The sequence below is a fragment of the Streptomyces sp. Act143 genome, from assembly GCF_003143935.1.
GTDB lineage: Bacteria > Actinomycetota > Actinomycetes > Streptomycetales > Streptomycetaceae > Streptomyces.
Map to the genome: position 1 here is coordinate 5970452 of NZ_QFRX01000001.1, position 19443 is coordinate 5989894.

At 67.8% G+C, this 19443-nt stretch carries 25 protein-coding genes; 24 read left to right on the forward strand and 1 reads right to left on the reverse strand.

The window, feature by feature from the left end; all coding sequences use genetic code 11:
• The first annotated feature begins 2 nt into the window (after positions 1 to 2).
• The 8 genes from DI272_RS27225 (at position 3) to DI272_RS27260 (ending at position 5810) form a co-directional block, all read left to right on the forward strand.
• The gene (locus tag DI272_RS27225) at positions 3 to 860 is read left to right on the forward strand and encodes a hypothetical protein (RefSeq protein ID WP_109497879.1); all 858 of its coding nucleotides are present in this window, start codon (positions 3 to 5) and stop codon (positions 858 to 860) included.
• Entirely contained in the window at positions 857 to 2164 is a 1308-nt protein-coding gene (locus tag DI272_RS27230) for a CpaF family protein (RefSeq protein ID WP_109497880.1), read from the forward strand. The genes DI272_RS27225 and DI272_RS27230 overlap by 4 nt, the downstream gene beginning before the upstream one ends.
• A 44-nt stretch (positions 2165 to 2208) precedes the next feature.
• Entirely contained in the window at positions 2209 to 3147 is a 939-nt protein-coding gene (locus tag DI272_RS27235; RefSeq protein ID WP_181387554.1) for a type II secretion system F family protein, read from the forward strand.
• Entirely contained in the window at positions 3144 to 4067 is a 924-nt protein-coding gene (locus tag DI272_RS27240) for a type II secretion system F family protein (RefSeq protein ID WP_181387322.1), read from the forward strand. The genes DI272_RS27235 and DI272_RS27240 overlap by 4 nt, the downstream gene beginning before the upstream one ends.
• A gap of 72 nt (positions 4068 to 4139) precedes the next feature.
• The gene (locus DI272_RS27245) at positions 4140 to 4391 is read left to right on the forward strand and encodes a hypothetical protein (RefSeq protein ID WP_109497881.1); all 252 of its coding nucleotides are present in this window, start codon (positions 4140 to 4142) and stop codon (positions 4389 to 4391) included.
• Positions 4392 to 4452: 61 nt separating this feature from the next.
• Positions 4453 to 4890, forward strand: coding sequence for a TadE/TadG family type IV pilus assembly protein (locus DI272_RS27250; RefSeq protein WP_109497882.1), 438 nt, complete (start codon positions 4453 to 4455; stop codon positions 4888 to 4890).
• Positions 4891 to 4893: 3 nt separating this feature from the next.
• A complete protein-coding gene (locus DI272_RS27255) occupies positions 4894 to 5343 on the forward strand; it encodes a TadE/TadG family type IV pilus assembly protein (RefSeq protein ID WP_109497883.1) in 450 nt (149 codons plus the stop codon).
• 5 nt (positions 5344 to 5348) lie between these two features.
• Entirely contained in the window at positions 5349 to 5810 is a 462-nt protein-coding gene (locus DI272_RS27260) for a pilus assembly protein TadG-related protein (RefSeq protein ID WP_109501061.1), read from the forward strand.
• Between the two features lie 32 nt (positions 5811 to 5842).
• Here DI272_RS27260 and DI272_RS27265 read toward each other — a convergent pair whose 3' ends face one another.
• Positions 5843 to 6178 carry a hypothetical protein gene (locus DI272_RS27265; protein ID WP_109497884.1) on the reverse strand — a complete coding sequence of 112 codons (336 nt, stop codon included), beginning with the start codon at positions 6176 to 6178 and terminating at the stop codon, positions 5843 to 5845.
• A 124-nt stretch (positions 6179 to 6302) separates the two neighbouring features.
• Between DI272_RS27265 and DI272_RS27270 the strand changes: the two genes are divergently transcribed.
• The 16 genes from DI272_RS27270 (at position 6303) to rpsQ (ending at position 19381) form a co-directional block, all read left to right on the forward strand.
• Complete coding sequence (locus DI272_RS27270; RefSeq protein WP_109497885.1) at positions 6303 to 6950, forward strand: hypothetical protein; 648 nt, start codon at positions 6303 to 6305, stop codon at positions 6948 to 6950.
• A gap of 4 nt (positions 6951 to 6954) precedes the next feature.
• Positions 6955 to 7446, forward strand: coding sequence for a hypothetical protein (locus tag DI272_RS27275; protein ID WP_109497886.1), 492 nt, complete (start codon positions 6955 to 6957; stop codon positions 7444 to 7446).
• Between the two features lie 84 nt (positions 7447 to 7530).
• Positions 7531 to 12162, forward strand: coding sequence for a DUF6531 domain-containing protein (locus DI272_RS27280; RefSeq protein ID WP_109497887.1), 4632 nt, complete (start codon positions 7531 to 7533; stop codon positions 12160 to 12162).
• A 13-nt stretch (positions 12163 to 12175) separates the two neighbouring features.
• Positions 12176 to 12919, forward strand: a complete 744-nt coding sequence (locus DI272_RS27285) for a hypothetical protein (RefSeq protein WP_109497888.1) — start codon at positions 12176 to 12178, stop codon at positions 12917 to 12919.
• Between the two features lie 279 nt (positions 12920 to 13198).
• Positions 13199 to 13573: a hypothetical protein gene (locus DI272_RS27290; protein WP_109497889.1), complete on the forward strand. Its 375-nt coding sequence runs from the start codon at positions 13199 to 13201 to the stop codon at positions 13571 to 13573.
• Positions 13574 to 14011: 438 nt separating this feature from the next.
• Positions 14012 to 14320 (forward strand): 30S ribosomal protein S10, encoded by a 309-nt coding sequence (rpsJ, locus tag DI272_RS27295; protein WP_003948644.1) that lies wholly within the window; start codon positions 14012 to 14014, stop codon positions 14318 to 14320.
• Positions 14321 to 14337: 17 nt separating this feature from the next.
• A complete protein-coding gene (rplC, locus tag DI272_RS27300; protein ID WP_020135811.1) occupies positions 14338 to 14982 on the forward strand; it encodes a 50S ribosomal protein L3 in 645 nt (214 codons plus the stop codon).
• Positions 14983 to 14990: 8 nt separating this feature from the next.
• The gene (rplD, locus tag DI272_RS27305) at positions 14991 to 15647 is read left to right on the forward strand and encodes a 50S ribosomal protein L4 (RefSeq protein WP_097267808.1); all 657 of its coding nucleotides are present in this window, start codon (positions 14991 to 14993) and stop codon (positions 15645 to 15647) included.
• Complete coding sequence (gene rplW, locus DI272_RS27310; protein WP_079308659.1) at positions 15647 to 16066, forward strand: 50S ribosomal protein L23; 420 nt, start codon at positions 15647 to 15649, stop codon at positions 16064 to 16066. The genes rplD and rplW overlap by 1 nt, the downstream gene beginning before the upstream one ends.
• Positions 16067 to 16106: 40 nt before the next feature.
• Complete coding sequence (rplB, locus tag DI272_RS27315; RefSeq protein WP_059192905.1) at positions 16107 to 16943, forward strand: 50S ribosomal protein L2; 837 nt, start codon at positions 16107 to 16109, stop codon at positions 16941 to 16943.
• Positions 16944 to 16955: 12 nt separating this feature from the next.
• The gene (rpsS, locus tag DI272_RS27320; protein ID WP_023547380.1) at positions 16956 to 17237 is read left to right on the forward strand and encodes a 30S ribosomal protein S19; all 282 of its coding nucleotides are present in this window, start codon (positions 16956 to 16958) and stop codon (positions 17235 to 17237) included.
• Between the two features lie 45 nt (positions 17238 to 17282).
• Positions 17283 to 17630: a 50S ribosomal protein L22 gene (gene rplV / locus DI272_RS27325; protein ID WP_019329637.1), complete on the forward strand. Its 348-nt coding sequence runs from the start codon at positions 17283 to 17285 to the stop codon at positions 17628 to 17630.
• Positions 17630 to 18451, forward strand: coding sequence for a 30S ribosomal protein S3 (rpsC, locus tag DI272_RS27330; protein ID WP_079308658.1), 822 nt, complete (start codon positions 17630 to 17632; stop codon positions 18449 to 18451). The genes rplV and rpsC overlap by 1 nt, the downstream gene beginning before the upstream one ends.
• A 5-nt stretch (positions 18452 to 18456) precedes the next feature.
• Positions 18457 to 18876, forward strand: coding sequence for a 50S ribosomal protein L16 (rplP, locus tag DI272_RS27335; RefSeq protein WP_009327094.1), 420 nt, complete (start codon positions 18457 to 18459; stop codon positions 18874 to 18876).
• Positions 18876 to 19100 (forward strand): 50S ribosomal protein L29, encoded by a 225-nt coding sequence (gene rpmC / locus DI272_RS27340; RefSeq protein ID WP_059079052.1) that lies wholly within the window; start codon positions 18876 to 18878, stop codon positions 19098 to 19100. Before rplP ends, rpmC begins: the two co-directional genes overlap by 1 nt.
• Positions 19097 to 19381: a 30S ribosomal protein S17 gene (rpsQ, locus tag DI272_RS27345; protein WP_058923761.1), complete on the forward strand. Its 285-nt coding sequence runs from the start codon at positions 19097 to 19099 to the stop codon at positions 19379 to 19381. The genes rpmC and rpsQ overlap by 4 nt, the downstream gene beginning before the upstream one ends.
• Positions 19382 to 19443: the final 62 nt, after the last annotated feature.

Below are 19443 nucleotides of genomic sequence, written 5' to 3' on the forward strand. Positions count from 1 at the left end.
TCATGGCGCTCATCGCTCTCGCCGCCGACAAGGGTTCCCCCGGCGTCACCACCGCGGCCGTCGCCCTCGCGGCGGTCTGGCCCCGGCGCGTCCTGCTCGCCGAGACCGACCCGGCGGGCGGCGACCTCGTCTACCGCAGTGCCGCCGCGCACGGAGGCCCGCTCAACCCGAACACCGGCATGCTGTCCATCGCCGCCACCGCGCGCCGCGGACTCGTCCCCGACCAGATCTGGGACCACGTCCAGCCGCTGAGCGGCGGGCTCGAAGTGCTCGTTGGCCTGGGCAACGCCGAGCAGGCCGCCGGTCTCGCCGGTCTGTGGCCCACGCTCGGCCATTCCTTCGCCTCGCTCGCCGAGTCCCCGAACGCTCCCGCCGACGTCATCGCCGACTGCGGCCGCATCGCCGGTGACACCCCGGTCGTGGACCTGTTCCCGCACGCCTCACTCGTGCTGCTCATCTCGCGGACCGAGCCCGAGGCCATCGCCCGCGTCCGCGACCGCGCCGCCGCCCTGGGCAACAAGCTGCACGGCGGTCAGCGCGGTGCCGCCACCCTCGGCCTGCCGATGATCGGTGTCGTCCTCATCACCGACACCAACGACGCCGCGAAGATCGCCGGCCAGGTCAACGACATGCTCGTCCACGCCCAGACCGGCGCCCGGGTGGTCGGCACCATCGCCGACGACCCCGCCGGTGCCGACCAGTTGGCCGGCCGCAAGCGCGGGCGCCTCGACAAGTCGCTGCTGATCCGCAGCGCCCGCAAGGTCACCGCGGACCTCTACCAGCAGTACGGCGCCGCCTGGTCCGTACCCACCCAGGCTCAGCACGGCCAGCTGAACGGCCATGCGGAGGCCGGGCGATGACCGCTGTCGACCATCAACTGGTCAAGCGGTTCCGGCAGGACGCCGGTGACCGGATCGCCGAGCAGCGGCGCCAGGACCAGGTCGCCGGTGTCACGCCGATGTCCAGCGAGGACGAGCGGCACTACGCCCGCGCGGTCATAGCCCAGATCCTGGAGGACTACGCCCGGACGGAGATCAACGCCGGTCGGACGCCACTCGACGCGGAGACCGAGGAGCAGTACGCCGCAGCCGTGCACGCCGCGCTGTTCGGCGTGGGACGGCTTCAGCCGCTGCTCGACAACCCCGAGGTCGAGAACATCGACATCAACGGGTACGACCAGGTCTTCGTCGGCTACTCCGACGGCCGCGAGGCCAAGGAGGACCCGGTCGCCGAGTCCGACGAGGAGCTCATCGAGCTCATCCAGGTGCTCGGCGCGTACTCCGGCCTGTCGTCCCGTCCCTTCGACTCAGCCAACCCGCAGCTCGACCTCCGCCTCCCGGACGGCTCGCGTCTGTCGGCGGTCATGGACGTCACCCGGCGCCCCGCGCTGTCTATCCGTCGCGCCCGCATGGGCAAGGTCTTCATCTCCGACCTCGTCGGCAACGGCACCCTCACCCCCGAGGTCGCGCACTTCCTCGCCTGCGCGGTCCGCGCCCGCAAGAACATCATGATCGCGGGTGCGACCAACGCCGGTAAGACGACGCTGCTGAGGGCCCTGGCGAACGAAATCCCGCCGCACGAACGCCTCATCACCGTCGAACGTGCTCTGGAGCTCGGCCTCGACACCTTCACCGACCTCCACCCCAACGTCGTCGCGTTCGAGGAGCGGCTGCCCAACTCCGAGGGCCAGGGCATGATTTCCATGGCCGAGCTGGTACGGCGTTCGCTGCGTATGAACCCCTCCCGCGTCATCGTCGGTGAGGTGCTCGGCGACGAGATCGTGACCATGCTCAACGCGATGTCGCAGGGCAACGACGGCTCACTGTCCACGATCCACGCCAACAGCTCGCACGAGGTCTTCAACCGTATTTCCACCTACGCGCTCCAGGCGTCGGAGCGGCTGCCCATCGAGGCCAGCCAGATGCTCATCGCCGGCGCGGTCAACTTCGTCGTGTTCATCCAGCGGCGCAACAACTTCCAGTCGGGCGGCCGACTTCAGCGCATGGTCACCTCCATCCGCGAGGTCAACGGCGTCGACGGCCGGGTGCTGTCCAGCGAGGTGTTCGCCGAGGCCCCGGACGGCCGGATCGTGCCGCACGCGCCCATCGCCTGCGTGGACGAGCTGATCGCGCAGGGCTACCGGCCCACGGGAATGTGGGGGTGACGTACATGACTCAGGACCTTGCCGCACCGGGCTCGCTCGGTTCCATGGGCGGGCTGTTCTCGACCACCGTGCTCTACGCGCTGGCGTGCGGTGTCGCCGTCGGCGGTGGCCTCGCGCTGTTCATGGTCGCCGTACGCGGTCTGCCCGCGAAGCCCGACCACGAGAAGCAGAAGGCCGCCGAGCGGGCGAACGAGCTGATCCGGTTCGCCGGTCAACGGGGTTCGCTCGCCGCCATCGTCGGGCTGGTCGTGCTGCTGCTCACCCGCTGGGCGGTGGCCGGGATCGCCGCCGGGGTGCTCGTCTTCTTCTGGGACCGCCTCTTCGGCGGTGCCGCGGAGGAGCGTGCCGCCATGCGCCGCGTGGAGGCCCTCGCCTCCTGGACCGAGTCGCTGCGTGACACCATCGCCGGTGCGGTCGGCCTGGAGCAGGCGATTCCGGCGTCCGCGCGTGCCGCGGCCCCCGTGCTGCGTCCGCACCTGGACGCGCTCGTCGACCGGCTGCGGTCCCGTACCCCGCTGCCGGACGCGCTCCAGCACCTCGCCGACGAGATCGACGACGCGTCCGCCGACATCATCGTCGCGGCCCTCATCCTCAACGCCCGGCTGCGCGGCCCGGGTCTGCGCCAGGTGCTCGGCGCCCTCGCGAAGTCGGCGCGCGAAGAGGTCGACATGCGGCAGCGCGTGATGGCGCAGCGGTCGTCGACGCGCCGCTCGGTGCAGATCGTCGTCGCCGTCTCGATCGCGTTCGTGCTGGGCCTGTCCATCTTCAACCGGGACTTCGTCGAGCCGTACGGCACGGCGGTCGGCCAGCTCGTCCTCGCCTGTGTCTGCGGCCTGTTCGCGCTCGGCTTCTGGTGGCTGCGCAAGCTGTCCACCATCGAGACGCCCGAACGCTTCCTGGTCAAGGACCAGTCCGGGGTCCAGTTCGTCCGGCCCCGGACGCCGTCCCAGCCGCTCCAGCAGGAAGAGGGGGTACGTCGATGAGTCTGACGATGCCGGTCGTCATCGGCGCGGTCTTCGGTCTGGGCATCTACGTCCTCGTCCGCGCCCTCATGCCGAGCAAGCGCAGCGCGGTCTCGCAGGTCGCGCGGATCGACGCGATGCGGGCGCGCGGAGCGGCGTACGAGTCCCCCCGGGCCTCCGCCGCCGAGGGCCGCCTCGGCTCCCTGCGGGCCGATGTCGGGGTGCGCGTCGCCGAGTTCTACCTCCAGCAGGGCTGGGAGCAGCGGTCGCTGCGCGCGGACCTCGCCGTGCTGGACCGCAGCTGGGAGAAGTTCCTGGCGACGAAGGTGCTGCTCGGCGTCGCGGGCCTGTTCTTCGGCCCCTTCCTGTTCGCGGTGGCGTGGACGCTGAGCCTGGGCAGCAGCCCGATCATCCCGGTCTGGCTGGCGCTCACGTTCGCGGCCGTCTTCTTCTTCCTCCCCGACCTGGAGGTACGGCGGGACGCGGCCGAGAAGCGGCGCGACCTGCGGCGGGTGATCGGGGCGTACCTCGACCTGGTGTCGATGAGCCTCGCCGGCGGACGCGGTCTGCCGGAGGCCCTGATGGCGGCGGCGGAGGTCTCGGACGGCTGGGCGACCCAGCGCATCCGCAATGCCCTGGCCGACGCCCGCATCACCGGCCTCAGCCAGTGGCAGGCGCTGGGCCAGCTCGGTGAGGAACTGGGCGTGGAGGAACTGAAGGACCTTTCCGCCTCCCTGGCCCTGGTCGCCGACGACGGCGCGAAGGTCCGTGAGTCCCTGGCCTCCCGTGCGGAGACCATGCGCCACCGCGAGCTCGCCGAGATCGAGGGCAGCGCGGGTGAGAAGTCGCAGTCGATGCTCGTGGCGCAGCTGCTGCTGTGCGCCGGCTTCCTGGTGTTCCTGATCTTCCCGGCGGCCATGCGGGTGTTCCAGGTGTCCTGAGCCGAGTCCCTGAGTCGCTTCCAGAACTGCTGCCAACCGCTGCCAACCGCTGTATCGAGAGGACAACACATCATGAACGGACGGAACTTCAGCACCGGAATCCCCGCGGTGGACTTCCTGGTCACCTTCCTGAGCGCCCGCGTCGAGCGGGCCCGCTCCGGCGAACTGGACCGCGGTGCCTCCGCGGTGGAGTGGGTCATCATCTCCGCGGTCGTCGTGGCGATCGTCGGTGTCGTGGCCGCGATCATCAACGCCGCGCTGAGCGAGGGCGCGAACAAGGTCGGCAACTGCATCAAGGGTGCCGACGCGGGCAAGACCTGCTGATCTCATCTGTTACGGGGGCGAGTTGACGGGGTTGCGCGTGGGCGTTGGCGTGGGCAGATGGATGCGCCGCAGGGTGGAGACGGCTCGGAAAGAGGCGTCCGCCCGCGGCGACTCCGGCATGACCGCGATCGAGTTCGTGCTGCTCACCCCGGTCCTGTTCTTCATGATCTTCGCGACGGTCCAGTTCGCGCTGTACTTCTTCGCCGACCATGTCGCCCAGGCGGCGGCCCAGGCGGGCGCCCGCAAGGCCCGGGCGACGGCCGACGCCCAGCCGGGCGGCTGGCGCGGGGAGGCGCAGGACGTCGTCGACAGCTACATCAGCCAGCTCGGTCCGCAGCTGGTGCTGTCGCCCCGTGTGACGATGCTCCAGCCCGAGCAGAACACGGTGGGCGTGGAGATCACGGCGAAGGTGCCGACCGTGTTCCCGGGCCTGGACCTCACGGTGCACGCGCAGTCGCAGGGGCCGGTGGAGAGGTTCGTGCAGGAGGGCGGGAACTAGACCATGAGGTTCTCCGAGTTCTCTGCCGGGTCGGCCCGCGTCCGTGCCCGTCGGTGCGGGCAGGACGACCGGGGCCTGTCCACGGTCGAGGTCGTGATTCTGGCCCCCGTGATGATCCTGTTCATCCTGGTCCTGGTCGCCTTCGGGCAACTCGTCGACGGCCGCGGAGCGATCGACAGCGCGGCCCGGGACGCGGCGCGCGCCGGATCGATCCAGAAGGACCACGCCACGGCCATGTCCGAGGCCCGCAAGGCGGCCGAGGCCGACCTCGCGGACGTCTGCTCGGGCCCCGTGACGGTGAACCAGACGAGCGCCGGCTTCGAGGCGGCCACCTTCTTCACGGTCGAGGTGAGCTGCGAGGTACGCGGCCTGGCGATGCTGGGCCTGGACGTCCCGACCACCCTGACGGCGAGCTTCAGCTCCCCGCTCGACCCCTTCCGGAGGACGGTGTGACGGGCATGAGAGACCTCCTCCACACCTGGGTGTCCTCCCGCCGGGCCGCGATGGACGACCGCGGCTCGGGCGCCGGCGCGGTCATCATCTTCGCGCTCGTCTTCCTCTCGCTCTCCGCCTTCGTGATCGACGGCGGCCTGTCCATCAGCAAGCGCGAACGCGCCGCCGACATCGCCGAACAGGCCGCTCGTTACGCCGCCCAGGACATCGACCTCGAATCCCTCTACGACGACGAGAACGGCCCCGCCCCGATCAACTTCGGGAACTGCGACGCCCGCGTGAAGGCGTTCGCCCGCGAGATGGACATGTCCGGCGCGGACATCGCCGCGACCCACTGCGTGGCGGCGGACGCCGAACAGGTCGAGGTCGAGGTGCAGTTGACGTACTCGCCGGTGTTCACGGGGATGTTCTACGGCGGGGATGTCGTCGTGCACGGCCAGGCGGTCGCGGAGAACGAGGTCGGCTGAGACCGGCCGGGGCTGTGGCCCGGGCCGGCCGCCTACTTCTCCTTCTTCGGCCGCTTGTCCTCGGTCTTCATCTTGTCGTTGACCTGCTTGGCCAGCTCGTCGTCGAGCTTCTTGAACTCACGGACGACGGCGTCCGACATCTTCGCCAGCGCGTCGAGCTGCTGCGTGATGTCCTCGCGCCCGTCCTCCCAGTTGGACTCGAAGTCGTCGAGGGCGTCGTTGACGCTGCCGTCGCCGATGTCGTCCTTGTACTGTTCGAAAAGCTTCTTGGTGTGGTTGAGGCGGGTCTTGATCGACCGCAGCCGGCGTCCGTAGTCCTCCAGCTCGCTCAGTGGGAGCGAGAGGTCGCTCTTGCCGTTCTGTCCCATGTCCCCGTCCCCGTCCCCCGGTCCCGATCTCGTAGTCTGACGTGCACGGTACAACGCAACGGTTGCAGCGAGCGATCGGGCAAACGGATGCGGAGCAGAACGCAGAACGGGGAAGGTCGACGTCATGGCCCGCTACATGGAGGCGCTCACGGTCGAGCGCGGGGGTTTCCGGATCAAGGTCCCCGAGTCGTGGTGGGAGTTCGACGTACGTCCGGAGTCCCGGGACGACTCGATCCGCCGCATGGTGAACGACCGCATCGCCCAGCGCCCGGAACTGGCCCAGTACAAGGACGTCTACAACGACTTCCTCCGCAAGGCGGCGGCCGACGCCTGGAAGTCGGGCGCCCTCTACTGCGGCTGCATGGCGGAGAACTTCGGCGGCGACACCCCGATCACGGGATCGGTGACGGTGTCGATGGTCGGCGGCCGCAACGAACGCGGCGAGCCCCTCTCCACCGACCCCTCCGTCATCGCGAGCCAACTCGCCGTGAAGGAGGCGAAGAAGGAAGGCGACTCCTGGCGCAAGGTGACGACCGTCGACATCCCCGGAGTCGGCCCGGCGGCACGCACCTACGGCATCGAGGACATCGTCGTACCGGGTGACGCGCTGAACCGCACGATCCGTGCGGTGCTGATGCAGACGTACATCCCGGTGCCGGGGCAGGAGGGCAAGGTCGCCCTGGTGGGCGGCAGCAGCCAGGTCCTGGACCTGGCGGACTCCTTCTTCGACATCTTCGACGCGATCACGTCGACGTTCCGGTTCACAGGGTGACGGCTTGACGAGCGGTGGGGCCGGCGCGACGCCTGAGCACAACTGGAAGACCGGTGAGGGTGTGTCGGGCATCGACGACCCCGCCGAGGTCGATGCCGCGTTCGAGCGTGGGGAGTGGCCCATGGGTACGGCGGTGATCGCCCTGGCCCTCCATTGCTCGTTGGAGGAGGCGTCGCCCCGGATCATCAGGGCGATGCAGTTGCCGGACCGCGATCAGCGTGGCTTCGCGTATACGGCCGCGGGTGTCGCAGCCCGTCTCAACGGCGCGTTGACACCGGAGCTGTACGCCGCTTTGCGTGCGGAGGGACACAGGGGCTTCGCGGTGAATGCTGTCGACGACACGCTGGATTACGTCCCGTTCCGCGACCTGCCGTTGTGGTTCAAGTGGCGGAAGATCGCGTCAAGGGTGGCGGACAAGGTGGAGACCTGGAGGCTGAACGTCACGTACGCGACGGAAAGCGCTTGGGAGATCATTTGCGAACGCCGAGCTGGCTGAGCTTCGCATCGAACGACCGTTCCCTGTAAGTTCGCGTGTGCACAGAGCTGTTGTTGACGATGCGTGCGTGACGGGGGTTGCGGTATGGCGGGGCATCGGCCCACGGACTGGCATGTCCTGGATCTGGAGAAGGATCCGACGCCGGGGGATCCGGACCGGATCAAGCTGCTGGCCAAGACGCTGCACGACTTCGCCGACGATGTCTCCGACGCGCTGCGCCTGGTCAATGGCATGGCGGGTGAGGACACCCTGCTGGAGTGGGCGGGCAAGTCGGCGGAGGTCTTCAAGGACGAGTTCGGGGATGTCCCGAAGAACCTGAAGAAGCTGAAGAAGTCCTACGACTTGTGCGGGGACGCGCTCGCCGACTTCTGGCCGAAGCTGGAGCGCGCCCAGGCCCTGGCCGACCGGGCGCTGGCCAAGGGCCGGGAGGCGCAGAGCGATCTGTCCTCGGCCAACTCCCGTCTTGCCTCCGCTGATTCGTGGGTGACGCGGGCGAACAAGGAAGCCGACAAGTACAAGGACGACCCCACCGGCAGCAAGTCCGGCGGAGACAAGCCCGACGAGGGCAAGGTCCGGGCCGCCACGCGGGACGCCCAGCATGCCAAGTCCGCGCAGACCAGCGCCCAGACGGACGTCAACAACGCCGAGGGTGCGCTGGCCGCGGCGAAGAAGATGGCCGAGGACGCGCGCAAGATGCGTGAGGAGGCCGCGCACACCGCGAAGACGAAGATCGACGAGGCGTCCGATGCCGGTATTCAGAACCGGTCGTGGTGGGAGGAGGTCGGCGACTGGTTCACGGACAACTGGGACAACATCGTCGCCGTCTGCAAGATCGTCGTGGCGGTGGTCGGTGTCATCGCGATGATCATCGGTGGGCCGATCCTGGCCGCGATCGTCGTTGTGGCCGCGCTCGTCGTGCTCGCCGACACGCTCTACAAATACTCCAAGGGCCAAGCCTCCCTATGGGACGTAGCGTTCGCCGCGATGGACTGCATACCCGGCGGCAAGGGCATCACGAGTCTCGGCAAGCTGGCCAAGGGCATGAAGTCGCTGGGCAAGGGCGGCCTCAAGGCCATGGTCAAGGGACTGGGCAAGAACGGTCTGCGCAAGGGAGCCGACGACGCCATCGGGAAGGGCAAGCCACCGAAGGGCCGCTGCAAGAACGGCGATCCCGTCGACATGGTGTCCGGTGAAATGCTGATGACCGCGACCGATGTCCTGCTTCCCGGGGTCCTGAGGCTCGGCGTCGCCCGCACACACCTGTCGACGTATCGCTGGGGTCGCTGGTTCGGTTCCTCGTGGACCTCCACGCTGGACCAACGACTGGAGCTCGACGACGAGGGGGTCCTGTTCGCCACAGAGGACGGCATGATCCTGGTCTATCCCGTCCCTGAGGACGACGGCGAGGTCATGCCGCTGGAGGGGCCGCGGTGGCCCTTGTCCTGGGACGGCCGACGCCCCGGCGGTATGCGAGTCACGGATCCGATGTCCGGTATCACCCGCTGTTTCGCTCCGGTGGAGACTCCGGCACACGATGTCACGTTCACCATGCCCCTCCAATCGCTGACGGACCGCAATGGCAACCGGGTCGACTTCGAGTACGGAGCGGATGGCAGGCCACTCTCTCTGCGTCACTCTGGCGGCTACCACGTGGCCGTCGACTCCGCCGACGACAAGGTGACGGGGCTGCGTCTGGTCGACTCCGGCGGTGAGTCGACGGACCTGGTGCGATACGGCTACGAGGGCGGCCGGCTCACCGAGATCATCAACTCCACAGACCTGCCGTACCGGTTCACGTACGACATCGACGACCGCATCACCTCATGGACCGACCGCACGGGCTCCTGGTATCGATTCGCCTACGACGAGGCTCACCGCGTCATACGAGGTGAAGGTGTCGACTCCATCCTGAACTGCACCATCTCCTACGACACGGAGAGCCGCACTACCCGTTACACGGATTCGCTCGGCCGCACCACGACGTACCACTACAACGACAGGCTGCAGCTTGTCTCGTCCACGAACGCACTCGGACAGTCGTTGACGAACGAGTGGGACCGCCACGACCGACTCCTCGCCCAGACCGACGCACTGGGCCGGACCACCCGTTATGGCTACGACGCCGTCGGCAACCTCACCACGGTCATCCGTCCCGACGGCGCGGTCTCCGAGGCCGAGTACGACGAACAGCACCAGTTGGTGCGGGCGGTCAGGCCGAGCGGAGCGATATGGCGATACTCCTACGACCGCTTCGGCAACCACATCTCCTCCCTCGGTCCCTCCGGTACCGAGACGCGCTACGAGTACGACCGGACCGGCGGCCTCGTCGCCGTGACGGACGCCGCTGGGCGCACCAGCCGGGCTCGGTGTGACGCCGCGGGGTTGCCGATCGAGTTCGCCGACGCACGGGGCGCCGTGAGCCGCATCGAGCGTGACGCCTTCGGCCGGATCAGCAGCTACACGGATGCGTCGGGGCGAGTCACGCGTCTGCGTACGAATGTCGAGGGAAGGACGGTGTGGCGTCAGGCACCCGACGGAACCGAGGAATCCTGGACCTGGGACGCCGAAGGGCACCTGCTGTCCCAGACCGATGGCCTGGGGCGCACCACCACGTTCGAGGTCGCTCCCTTCGGGAGGGTGACGACTCGCAGGCTCGCCGACGGCACCAGCCACTCCTTTGCCTACGACACCGAGCTCAACCTGGTTCGGGTGACCGCCCCCCAGGGCAACACATGGGAGTACGACTACGACGAAGCCAACCGCCTCGTGTCCGAGACCGACTTCGGCGGACGCACCCTCGGCTATGAGCTGAACGCCATGGGCGAGCTCCTGTCACGCGTCAACGGTGCAGGCGAGACGGTCGTGTTCCTCAGGGACGTTCTGGGGCGCACGGTCGAGACGCAGTACGACGGTGTCTCCGCCCATTACACCTACGACACGGCAGGACACCTGATCCGGGAAGACTGTCCGGACGTCACCGTCGAGCGCGCCTACAGCCCGGATGGCCTGCTCCTCGCGGAGAGCGTCAACGGCAGGACGACGACGTTCGAGTACGACGCGCTCGGGCGACGGGTCGCGCGGCGTACCCCCACGGGGATCGAGTCGACGTGGACGTACGACGACATGGGGCGGCCCCTGGCGCTTGAGTCGGACGGCCGCCGTATCGGATTCAGTTTCGGCGATCAGGACCGTGAGACGGCCCGCCGGCTGCCGGGCGGTGTCATCCTCGACCAGTCCTGGGACGACGCGGGCAGACTCTCCGTCCAGCGGCTGGTCCGTGCCGGGGCCCTCGACGCGGACGAGGCCCTGCTCCAGCAGCGCACCTACACATATCGGCCGGACGGAGTACCGACTGCGGTCGAGGAACTCAGCGGTGCGACCCGCAGCTATGCCCTCGACCTGGCAGGCCGGGTCACTGCCGTGGACGCACGCGGATGGCACGAGAGCTACCAGTACGACGAGCTGGGCAACGTGACGCGAGCATCGACTCCCGTCGCCGACGACGAGGACACGTACCGGACGTTCACCGGAACGCGGATCCGGCGGAGCGGGCGCACCCATTACGAACGAGATGGCGAGGGGCGCGTCGTACGCACTGTCCAGCGGCTGCTCAACGGGCAGCGACGGGTGCGGACGTACACCTGGAACAGCCGTAGTCAGCTGATCGGGGCGACGACCCCGGACGGGCACCGGTGGACGTACCTCTACGACCCCGCCGGCCGCCGCGTGGCGAAGCGGCGGATGGGCGAGGACGACGGTGTCGCGGAGGAGATCCTCTTCTCCTGGGACGGTACGCGTCTGGCTGAGCAGGTGACTCCTGACGGCCGTGCCATGACGTGGGACTACATCCCGGGCAGCCATCACCCGGTCGCCCAGCTCGACCGGGTCGCGGTGGACACGAAGGCACGGTTCCAGGCCATCGTCGCCGACCTTTCCGGTGCACCGGCCGAACTGGTCTCCGAGGAGGGCGAGGTGGTGTGGCAACGACGCACCACGCTGTGGGGGAGTCTTCTCCCCGGTCACGGGGCGCGAGCCGACGATGGCGACGTCGTCTGCCCACTGAGCTTTCCCGGACAGTACGCCGACGACGAGACCGGCTGGCACTACAACTTCATGCGGCACTACGACCCGCTCACCGGGCAGTACGTCAGCCCTGACCCGCTCGGGCTCGCGCCTGCCACGAACGACAGTGCCTATGTCCCCAACCCGTACCGGTGGAGCGACCCGCTCGGCCTGTGGTGGCAGGACCCGAACAACAACAACCGGTTCGCACGGGATCCGAGTCTGCCCGAGGGGGACCGGGAGTACACGCGGGAGAACCAGTACCCGTCTGGCTACCGCCAGTCCACCCATGACTACATGGTCGAGAACTACACGGACGAGGGGCAGGCGCTCGGCGGTGTGCCGCGCGACGACAACGGCCAGCGCATTCCACGGGACCAGTTGACGTGGCGCAACGGCAACGACCAGGTGATCTGGGATCCCCGGGCGGAGAATCCCAGGCCCTTCAACCGTACGGTGACCTATGAACACCTCGACCCCGTGGTCAAGCACTGGAATCGAGAGGGCCGCTTCAGCGACCGTGCCACCCGAAACGACTTCTACAACAACACGGACCACCTCGAACCGATGGAATGGCGGGAGAACTCGAGGGGCGGCGGACGTATGACCGACACGTACATCCAAGAGGTCGGGGACGGGTACTCATGCGACTGATCATGGAGGAGTCTTGGACATCCGTTCCGTAGTCACGGAATTCCGCAACGTCACGCCGCTGGAGGGTCTGACCGACGCCTGGAGCTGGTCGCCCACACCGCGGGTCACGTTCGCGGGGGCACTGTCAGCCGACGGGAAGCGACTGCTGCAGTTGAGTGGCCGCAATTCCTATGACCGGGAACTGGCCACGGCCACGCTGCTGTTCGCGCGTGAACACGAGGACGAGATCTTCGTCCGCAATCCCTTTCTCGGCGCGCTCGAAGGCTTCGAACCACCCGCCGGGCGGTCCTTCGACGCGGTCGTCGGCATCGCACCCGAGGTGCACGAGTTCTACCGGGTGGAGAAGCCGGAGCTGACTGCGCACGTCCGGCTGGCCTTCCCGGCGTACTCCTGCGAGTTCTCCGGCGCCGAGACGCTCGAAGAGGCCATCACGCGTTACCGCATGCTCCGCCTCAACAACCTCGACCGCGGGCCACTGCCCTTCCTGAAGATGCGGTACGCCAATACCCGCACCCGCGGTCGCAGCACGAACCCGGGCCGCGGCCTCACCGAGCCCCAACGGCTGGAGGAGGAGCTCCGCGAGATGGAAGGCGGAGCGGGGAGCATCGTCGAGTTCGAAAACCGGCACGGCCACGTCTGGCGCGTCATGTGGGACGGGGTGTGGCTCGTCGCGGAGTGGGACACGCAGGACGGGGTGCCGCGCGAGATCGGGATCGAGGAACTCGTCGACTTCGCCCTGGCCCGGCTGCGGGACTGAGGGCCGCCTGTTCTGTCTCTCCGTGATCCGCACCACCACCGAAGAGGCGTCAGCGAGAACAAGCAGTGCTCCGGCAGTCCAGGCCACGAACACCGGCATCACCGGTCCGGTGCGAGGCGGCTTCCTTCCGCGATCGCGGTGGCATGAGGAAGGCGGCGACGGCGGTCGGCGCTGGGTGTACCGCGGCAATGACCAGACCGGTGGCGCGACCGGCGGCGGCTCGGGCTCGACGGCCGCCGCCGGTCCCGTTCCTGGAGACCGCCGTGGGGTGAGGTTCGTGTGGTGGGTCCTCTTGAGCACAACCCCACGGTCAAGATCCAGGCCATGGGTGACGGCTTCGACGTCATTGTGATTCTCCGGGACCAGGAGACGGTCAATGCCGTGGATGTCTCCGCCCCCGAAGACGAGGAATCGGACGTGCGGGTCCTGTGGCGGGGCAACGACGTCTTCCGGACCCCGGCGCGTGAGCTGCTGAAGATCTTCTCCGCCGCCGGCTACGAGATCGATGACTCCCATCCGGAGGAGCCGGTGGTGCGGGACCTGACGATCGTCTTCAGCCGCGAGACCTCGCAGGAGGTACCGGTGGACCCGGAGGACGGCCTTCCCCTCTATTTCACGGCCGCCCTCGTCTCCCACGAGAACCCGGCCTTCTGACGGCAGCGCGGTCCACCGGGCAGGTTCCGGTCCTGCGTGGCCGCTCGCGGCGAGCACCCGTGTTTGACCTGCGTCACTCCCGGGGTATTCTCTCCGGCTCGATTGGCGGACCCCCCACCCCATATGGCAGACTGTCCGAGTTGCTCGGTCGAGTGTTGATGCTGCGCGCCTCCCGCCGGGAGGACCGGAAGCGAGTCCCACAGTACTCGTCGCCCTAACTGCCACACGGCAGCGCTGGGGCGGACGTACGGGAATCTTTCGGGAAGCAAGGTGCGGCACCGACCAGGCGCCCGGTGATTCTCTTTCTCAGGCAAGGGATGTTCGAACAAGGGACATCTGTGTCAGCGAAAGCGCGACACGCCCGACCGCGTGGGTCGGAGCAGGGGTCAGGAACACCGGGTACCAGAGCGTTACGAGACAAAGGACTACTGAGTAGCCATGGCGGGACAGAAGATCCGCATCCGGCTCAAGGCCTACGACCACGAGGTCATCGACTCCTCGGCGAAGAAGATCGTCGAGACGGTGACCCGCACTGGTGCGTCGGTCGCGGGCCCGGTGCCGCTGCCCACTGAGAAGAACGTGTACTGCGTCATCAAGTCGCCGCACAAGTACAAGGACTCGCGCGAGCACTTCGAGATGCGCACGCACAAGCGCCTGATCGACATTCTCGACCCCACCCCCAAGACCGTTGACTCTCTGATGCGACTCGACCTCCCGGCCGGTGTCGACATCGAGATCAAGCTCTGAGGGTCGGTGAGCTGAGAATGGCTAAGCAGATCAAGGGCATCCTGGGCGAGAAGCTCGGCATGACGCAGGTGTGGGACGAGAACAACCGTGTTGTTCCGGTCACCGTCGTCAAGGCCGGCCCCAACGTCGTCACCCAGGTCCGCACGAACGACGTCGACGGCTACGAGTCCGTCCAGATCGCGTTCGGCGAGATCGACCCGCGCAAGGTGAACAAGCCCCTCAAGGGCCACTTCGCCAAGGCCGACGTCACCCCCCGTCGCCACCTCGTCGAGATCCGCACCGCGGACGCCTCCGAGTACACCCTCGGCCAGGAGATCACCGCTGAGGTGTTCGAGGCCGGGATCAAGGTCGACGTGACCGGCAAGAGCAAGGGCAAGGGCTTCGCCGGTGTCATGAAGCGTCACAACTTCAAGGGCCTCGGCGCCGGACACGGCACCCAGCGCAAGCACCGCTCGCCGGGCTCGATCGGTGGCTGCGCCACCCCGGGTCGCGTGTTCAAGGGCCTCCGCATGGCGGGTCGCATGGGCAACGAGCGGGTCACCACCCAGAACCTGACCGTCCACGCCGTTGACGCGGAGAAGGGTCTGCTGCTCATCAAGGGCGCTGTCCCCGGTCCGAACGGCGGCCTCGTCCTGGTCCGCACCGCGGCCAAGGGGGCCTGAGGTAACCGATGAGCACTGTTGACATCCTTTCGCCTGCCGGCGAGAAGACCGGTAGCGTCGAGCTCCCCGCGGAGATCTTCGGCGTGGAGAAGGTCAGCATCCCGCTGATCCACCAGGTCGTCGTTGCGCAGAACGCGGCTGCCCGCCAGGGCACGCACAAGACCAAGACCCGCGGCGAGGTTCGTGGTGGCGGTAAGAAGCCTTACCGTCAGAAGGGCACCGGCCGTGCGCGCCAGGGCTCTACCCGCGCGCCGCAGTTCGCCGGTGGTGGCGTCGTGCACGGTCCCGTGCCGCGTGACTACTCGCAGCGGACCCCGAAGAAGATGAAGGCTGCCGCGCTGCGTCACGCCCTCACCGACCGGGCCCGCAACAACCGCATCCACGTCGTCACCGGCGTGATCGAGGGCGACGCTCCTTCCACGAAGGCCGCCAAGTCGCTGTTCGGCAAGATCTCGGAGCGCAAGAACCTGCTCCTGGTCGTCGAGCGTGCCGACGAGGCCGCGTGGCTGTCCGCCCGCAACCTGCCCCAGGTGCACATCCTGGAGCCGGGCCAGCTGAACACGTACGACGTGATCGTCTCGGACGACGTGGTCTTCACCCAGGCCGCTCTCGAGTCCTTCGTCGCCGGCCCGAAGGCCAACGACACCGAAGGGACTGAGGTCTGATGGCCATCCGTCACCCCGCGATTGCCTCCAAGGCTGCGAAGAAGGCCAAGGCCGCGCGCGTCGCCAAGGCCCGCCGCCACGCCGCCGAGGGCAAGAACACCGTCATCACCGCGCCCAGCAAGGCGTACACGGACCCCCGTGACGTGCTGCTGAAGCCGGTCGTGTCGGAGAAGAGCTACGCGCTCCTGGACGAGAACAAGTACACGTTCATCGTCGACCCGAACGCCAACAAGACCCAGATCAAGCAGGCCGTCCAGGCGGTCTTCTCGGTCAAGGTCACCGGGGTCAACACGATCAACCGCCAGGGCAAGCGCAAGCGGACCCGCACCGGCTTCGGCCAGCGTGCGGCCACCAAGCGCGCGATCGTGACCCTCGCCGAGGGCGACCGTATCGACATCTTCGGCGGTCCGACCGCCTAAGGGCGGTCCGGATCGTCCGATATCGGACGAGGACTGAGAAATGGGAATCCGCAAGTACAAGCCGACTACGCCGGGCCGTCGTGGTTCCAGCGTCGCCGACTTCGTCGAGGTCACGCGGTCCACGCCGGAGAAGTCGCTGGTCCGCCCCCTGCACAGCAAGGGCGGCCGTAACAACGCCGGTCGTGTGACCGTTCGCCACCAGGGTGGCGGACACAAGCGCGCCTACCGTGTCATCGACTTCCGTCGCCACGACAAGGACGGCGTGCCGGCGAAGGTCGCGCACATCGAGTACGACCCCAACCGCACCGCGCGCATCGCGCTGCTGCACTACGCCGACGGCGAGAAGCGCTACATCCTCGCCCCGCGCAACCTGCAGCAGGGTGACCGCGTCGAGAACGGTCCCGGGGCCGACATCAAGCCGGGCAACAACCTGGCGCTCCGCAACATCCCGGTCGGTACCACGATCCACGCGATCGAGCTCCGTCCCGGTGGCGGCGCCAAGTTCGCCCGCTCCGCCGGTGCCTCCGTGCAGCTGCTCGCGAAGGAGGGCCAGATGGCTCACCTCCGCATGCCTTCCGGTGAGATCCGCCTGGTCGACGTGCGCTGCCGCGCCACCGTCGGCGAGGTCGGCAACGCCGAGCAGAGCAACATCAACTGGGGTAAGGCCGGCCGCAAGCGCTGGCTGGGCGTTCGCCCGACCGTCCGCGGTGTGGCGATGAACCCGGTCGACCACCCGCACGGTGGTGGTGAGGGCAAGACCTCCGGTGGTCGCCACCCGGTCTCCCCGTGGGGTCAGAAGGAGGGTCGTACTCGTTCGCCGAAGAAGGCTTCGAACAAGTACATCGTCCGCCGCCGCAAGACGAACAAGAAGCGCTAGGAGCGGGTTTAGATGCCGCGCAGTCTCAAGAAGGGGCCCTTCGTCGACGACCACCTGATCAAGAAGGTGGACGCCCAGAACGAAGCCGGCACCAAGAACGTCATCAAGACCTGGTCCCGTCGCTCCATGATCGTGCCGGCCATGCTCGGCCACACGCTCGCGGTGCACAACGGCAAGACCCACATCCCGGTGTTCGTCACCGAGTCGATGGTCGGCCACAAGCTCGGCGAGTTCTCGCCGACGCGCACCTTCCGGGGTCACGTCAAGGAAGACCGGAAGTCGAAGCGCCGCTAGTAGCGGATCGCACTTCAGACACGTAAGTAACTGAGAGGGACAACCATGGAAGCCAGGGCCCAGGCGCGGTACATCCGCGTCACGCCCATGAAGGCCCGCCGCGTGGTGGACCTGATCCGTGGCATGGATGCCACGGAGGCTCAGGCTGTTCTGCGATTCGCTCCGCAGGCAGCCTCTGTGCCGGTCGGCAAGGTGCTCGACAGCGCCATCGCCAACGCCGCGCACAACTACGACCACACCGACGCCGACAGCCTCTACATCTCCGAGGCGTACGTCGACGAGGGTCCGACCCTGAAGCGGTTCCGGCCGCGCGCCCAGGGCCGTGCCTACCGGATCCGCAAGCGGACCAGCCACATCACCGTGGTCGTCAGCAGCAAGGAAGGAACCCGGTAATGGGCCAGAAGGTAAACCCGCATGGGTTCCGGCTCGGTGTCACGACCGACTTCAAGTCGCGTTGGTACGCCGACAAGCTGTACAAGGACTACGTCAAGGAAGACGTCGCCATCCGTCGGATGATGACGTCCGGCATGGAGCGCGCCGGCATCTCGAAGGTGGAGATCGAGCGCACCCGTGACCGTGTCCGCGTGGACATCCACACCGCGCGTCCGGGCATCGTCATCGGCCGCCGTGGCGCCGAGGCCGACCGCATCCGCGGTGACCTCGAGAAGCTCACGGGCAAGCAGGTCCAGCTGAACATCCTCGAGGTCAAGAACCCCGAGACGGACGCTCAGCTGGTTGCTCAGGCCGTTGCCGAGCAGCTCTCCTCCCGCGTCTCCTTCCGCCGTGCCATGCGCAAGAGCATGCAGTCGGCGATGAAGGCCGGCGCCAAGGGCATCAAGATCCAGTGCGGTGGCCGCCTCGGTGGCGCCGAGATGTCCCGCTCGGAGTTCTACCGCGAGGGCCGTGTGCCCCTGCACACGCTCCGCGCGAACGTGGACTACGGCTTCTTCGAGGCCAAGACGACCTTCGGCCGCATCGGTGTGAAGGTCTGGATCTACAAGGGCGACGTCAAGAACATCGCCGAGGTCCGCGCCGAGAACGCTGCGGCCCGTGCGGGTAACCGCCCGGCCCGTGGTGGTGCCGACCGCCCGGCCCGTGGTGGCCGTGGTGGCGAGCGGCGCGGTCGCAAGCCGCAGCAGCAGGCTCCCGCCGCCGAGGCCCCCCAGGCCGAGGCCGCTGCTCCGGCTGCTGAGAGCACCGGAACGGAGGCCTGACCGACATGCTGATCCCCCGTAGGGTCAAGCACCGCAAGCAGCACCACCCGAAGCGCTCCGGCGCTGCCAAGGGCGGCACGCAGGTTGCGTTCGGCGAGTACGGCATCCAGGCGCTCACCCCGGCGTATGTGACGAACCGCCAGATCGAGGCCGCTCGTATCGCCATGACGCGTCACATCAAGCGTGGTGGCAAGGTCTGGATCAACATCTACCCGGACCGTCCCCTCACCAAGAAGCCTGCCGAGACCCGCATGGGTTCCGGTAAGGGTTCGCCGGAGTGGTGGATCGCCAACGTCAAGCCCGGACGCGTGATGTTCGAGCTGTCGTACCCCAACGAGAAGATCGCCCGTGAGGCGCTGACCCGTGCGGCCCACAAGCTGCCGATGAAGTGCCGGATCGTCAAGCGCGAGGCAGGTGAAGCGTGATGTCGGCCGGTACCAAGGCGTCCGAGCTGCGCGAGCTGGGCAACGAGGAGCTGCTGAACAAGCTCCGCGAGGCCAAGGAAGAGCTGTTCAACCTCCGCTTCCAGGCGGCCACGGGTCAGCTCGAAAACCACGGTCGGCTGAAGGCCGTCCGTAAGGACATCGCGCGGATCTACACCCTGATGCGCGAGCGTGAGCTGGGCATCGAAACGGTGGAGAACGCATGAGCGAGAGCAACGTGACTGAGAACGCAGAGGCCCGCGGCTTCCGCAAGACCCGTGAGGGTCTCGTCGTCAGCGACAAGATGGACAAGACCGTCGTCGTCGCCGTCGAGGACCGCGTGAAGCACGCGCTGTACGGCAAGGTCATCCGCCGTACGAACAAGCTCAAGGCGCACGACGAGCAGAACGCTGCCGGCGTCGGCGACCGGGTCCTCCTCGCGGAGACCCGCCCGCTGTCGGCGACGAAGCGCTGGCGCGTCGTCGAGATCCTCGAGAAGGCCAAGTAATTTCCTGCGGGGCACCCCCCGCAGGTCAGTTCCGCCAGGCTCGGCAGGGGCTCCCTCGTAAG

Coding starts and splice junctions, on each gene's coding strand:
- DI272_RS27225 (WP_109497879.1), top strand. CDS start 3: ATGGCGCTCATCGCTCTCGCCGCCGACAAGGGTTCCCCCGGCGTCACC.
- DI272_RS27230 (WP_109497880.1), top strand. CDS start 857: ATGACCGCTGTCGACCATCAACTGGTCAAGCGGTTCCGGCAGGACGCC.
- DI272_RS27235 (WP_181387554.1), top strand. CDS start 2,209: ATGGGCGGGCTGTTCTCGACCACCGTGCTCTACGCGCTGGCGTGCGGT.
- DI272_RS27240 (WP_181387322.1), top strand. CDS start 3,144: ATGAGTCTGACGATGCCGGTCGTCATCGGCGCGGTCTTCGGTCTGGGC.
- DI272_RS27245 (WP_109497881.1), top strand. CDS start 4,140: ATGAACGGACGGAACTTCAGCACCGGAATCCCCGCGGTGGACTTCCTG.
- DI272_RS27250 (WP_109497882.1), top strand. CDS start 4,453: ATGCGCCGCAGGGTGGAGACGGCTCGGAAAGAGGCGTCCGCCCGCGGC.
- DI272_RS27255 (WP_109497883.1), top strand. CDS start 4,894: ATGAGGTTCTCCGAGTTCTCTGCCGGGTCGGCCCGCGTCCGTGCCCGT.
- DI272_RS27260 (WP_109501061.1), top strand. CDS start 5,349: ATGAGAGACCTCCTCCACACCTGGGTGTCCTCCCGCCGGGCCGCGATG.
- DI272_RS27265 (WP_109497884.1), bottom strand. CDS start 6,178: ATGGGACAGAACGGCAAGAGCGACCTCTCGCTCCCACTGAGCGAGCTG.
- DI272_RS27270 (WP_109497885.1), top strand. CDS start 6,303: ATGGCCCGCTACATGGAGGCGCTCACGGTCGAGCGCGGGGGTTTCCGG.
- DI272_RS27280 (WP_109497887.1), top strand. CDS start 7,531: ATGGCGGGGCATCGGCCCACGGACTGGCATGTCCTGGATCTGGAGAAG.
- rpsJ (WP_003948644.1), top strand. CDS start 14,012: ATGGCGGGACAGAAGATCCGCATCCGGCTCAAGGCCTACGACCACGAG.
- rplC (WP_020135811.1), top strand. CDS start 14,338: ATGGCTAAGCAGATCAAGGGCATCCTGGGCGAGAAGCTCGGCATGACG.
- rplD (WP_097267808.1), top strand. CDS start 14,991: ATGAGCACTGTTGACATCCTTTCGCCTGCCGGCGAGAAGACCGGTAGC.
- rplW (WP_079308659.1), top strand. CDS start 15,647: ATGGCCATCCGTCACCCCGCGATTGCCTCCAAGGCTGCGAAGAAGGCC.
- rplB (WP_059192905.1), top strand. CDS start 16,107: ATGGGAATCCGCAAGTACAAGCCGACTACGCCGGGCCGTCGTGGTTCC.
- rpsS (WP_023547380.1), top strand. CDS start 16,956: ATGCCGCGCAGTCTCAAGAAGGGGCCCTTCGTCGACGACCACCTGATC.
- rplV (WP_019329637.1), top strand. CDS start 17,283: ATGGAAGCCAGGGCCCAGGCGCGGTACATCCGCGTCACGCCCATGAAG.
- rpsC (WP_079308658.1), top strand. CDS start 17,630: ATGGGCCAGAAGGTAAACCCGCATGGGTTCCGGCTCGGTGTCACGACC.
- rplP (WP_009327094.1), top strand. CDS start 18,457: ATGCTGATCCCCCGTAGGGTCAAGCACCGCAAGCAGCACCACCCGAAG.
- rpmC (WP_059079052.1), top strand. CDS start 18,876: ATGTCGGCCGGTACCAAGGCGTCCGAGCTGCGCGAGCTGGGCAACGAG.
- rpsQ (WP_058923761.1), top strand. CDS start 19,097: ATGAGCGAGAGCAACGTGACTGAGAACGCAGAGGCCCGCGGCTTCCGC.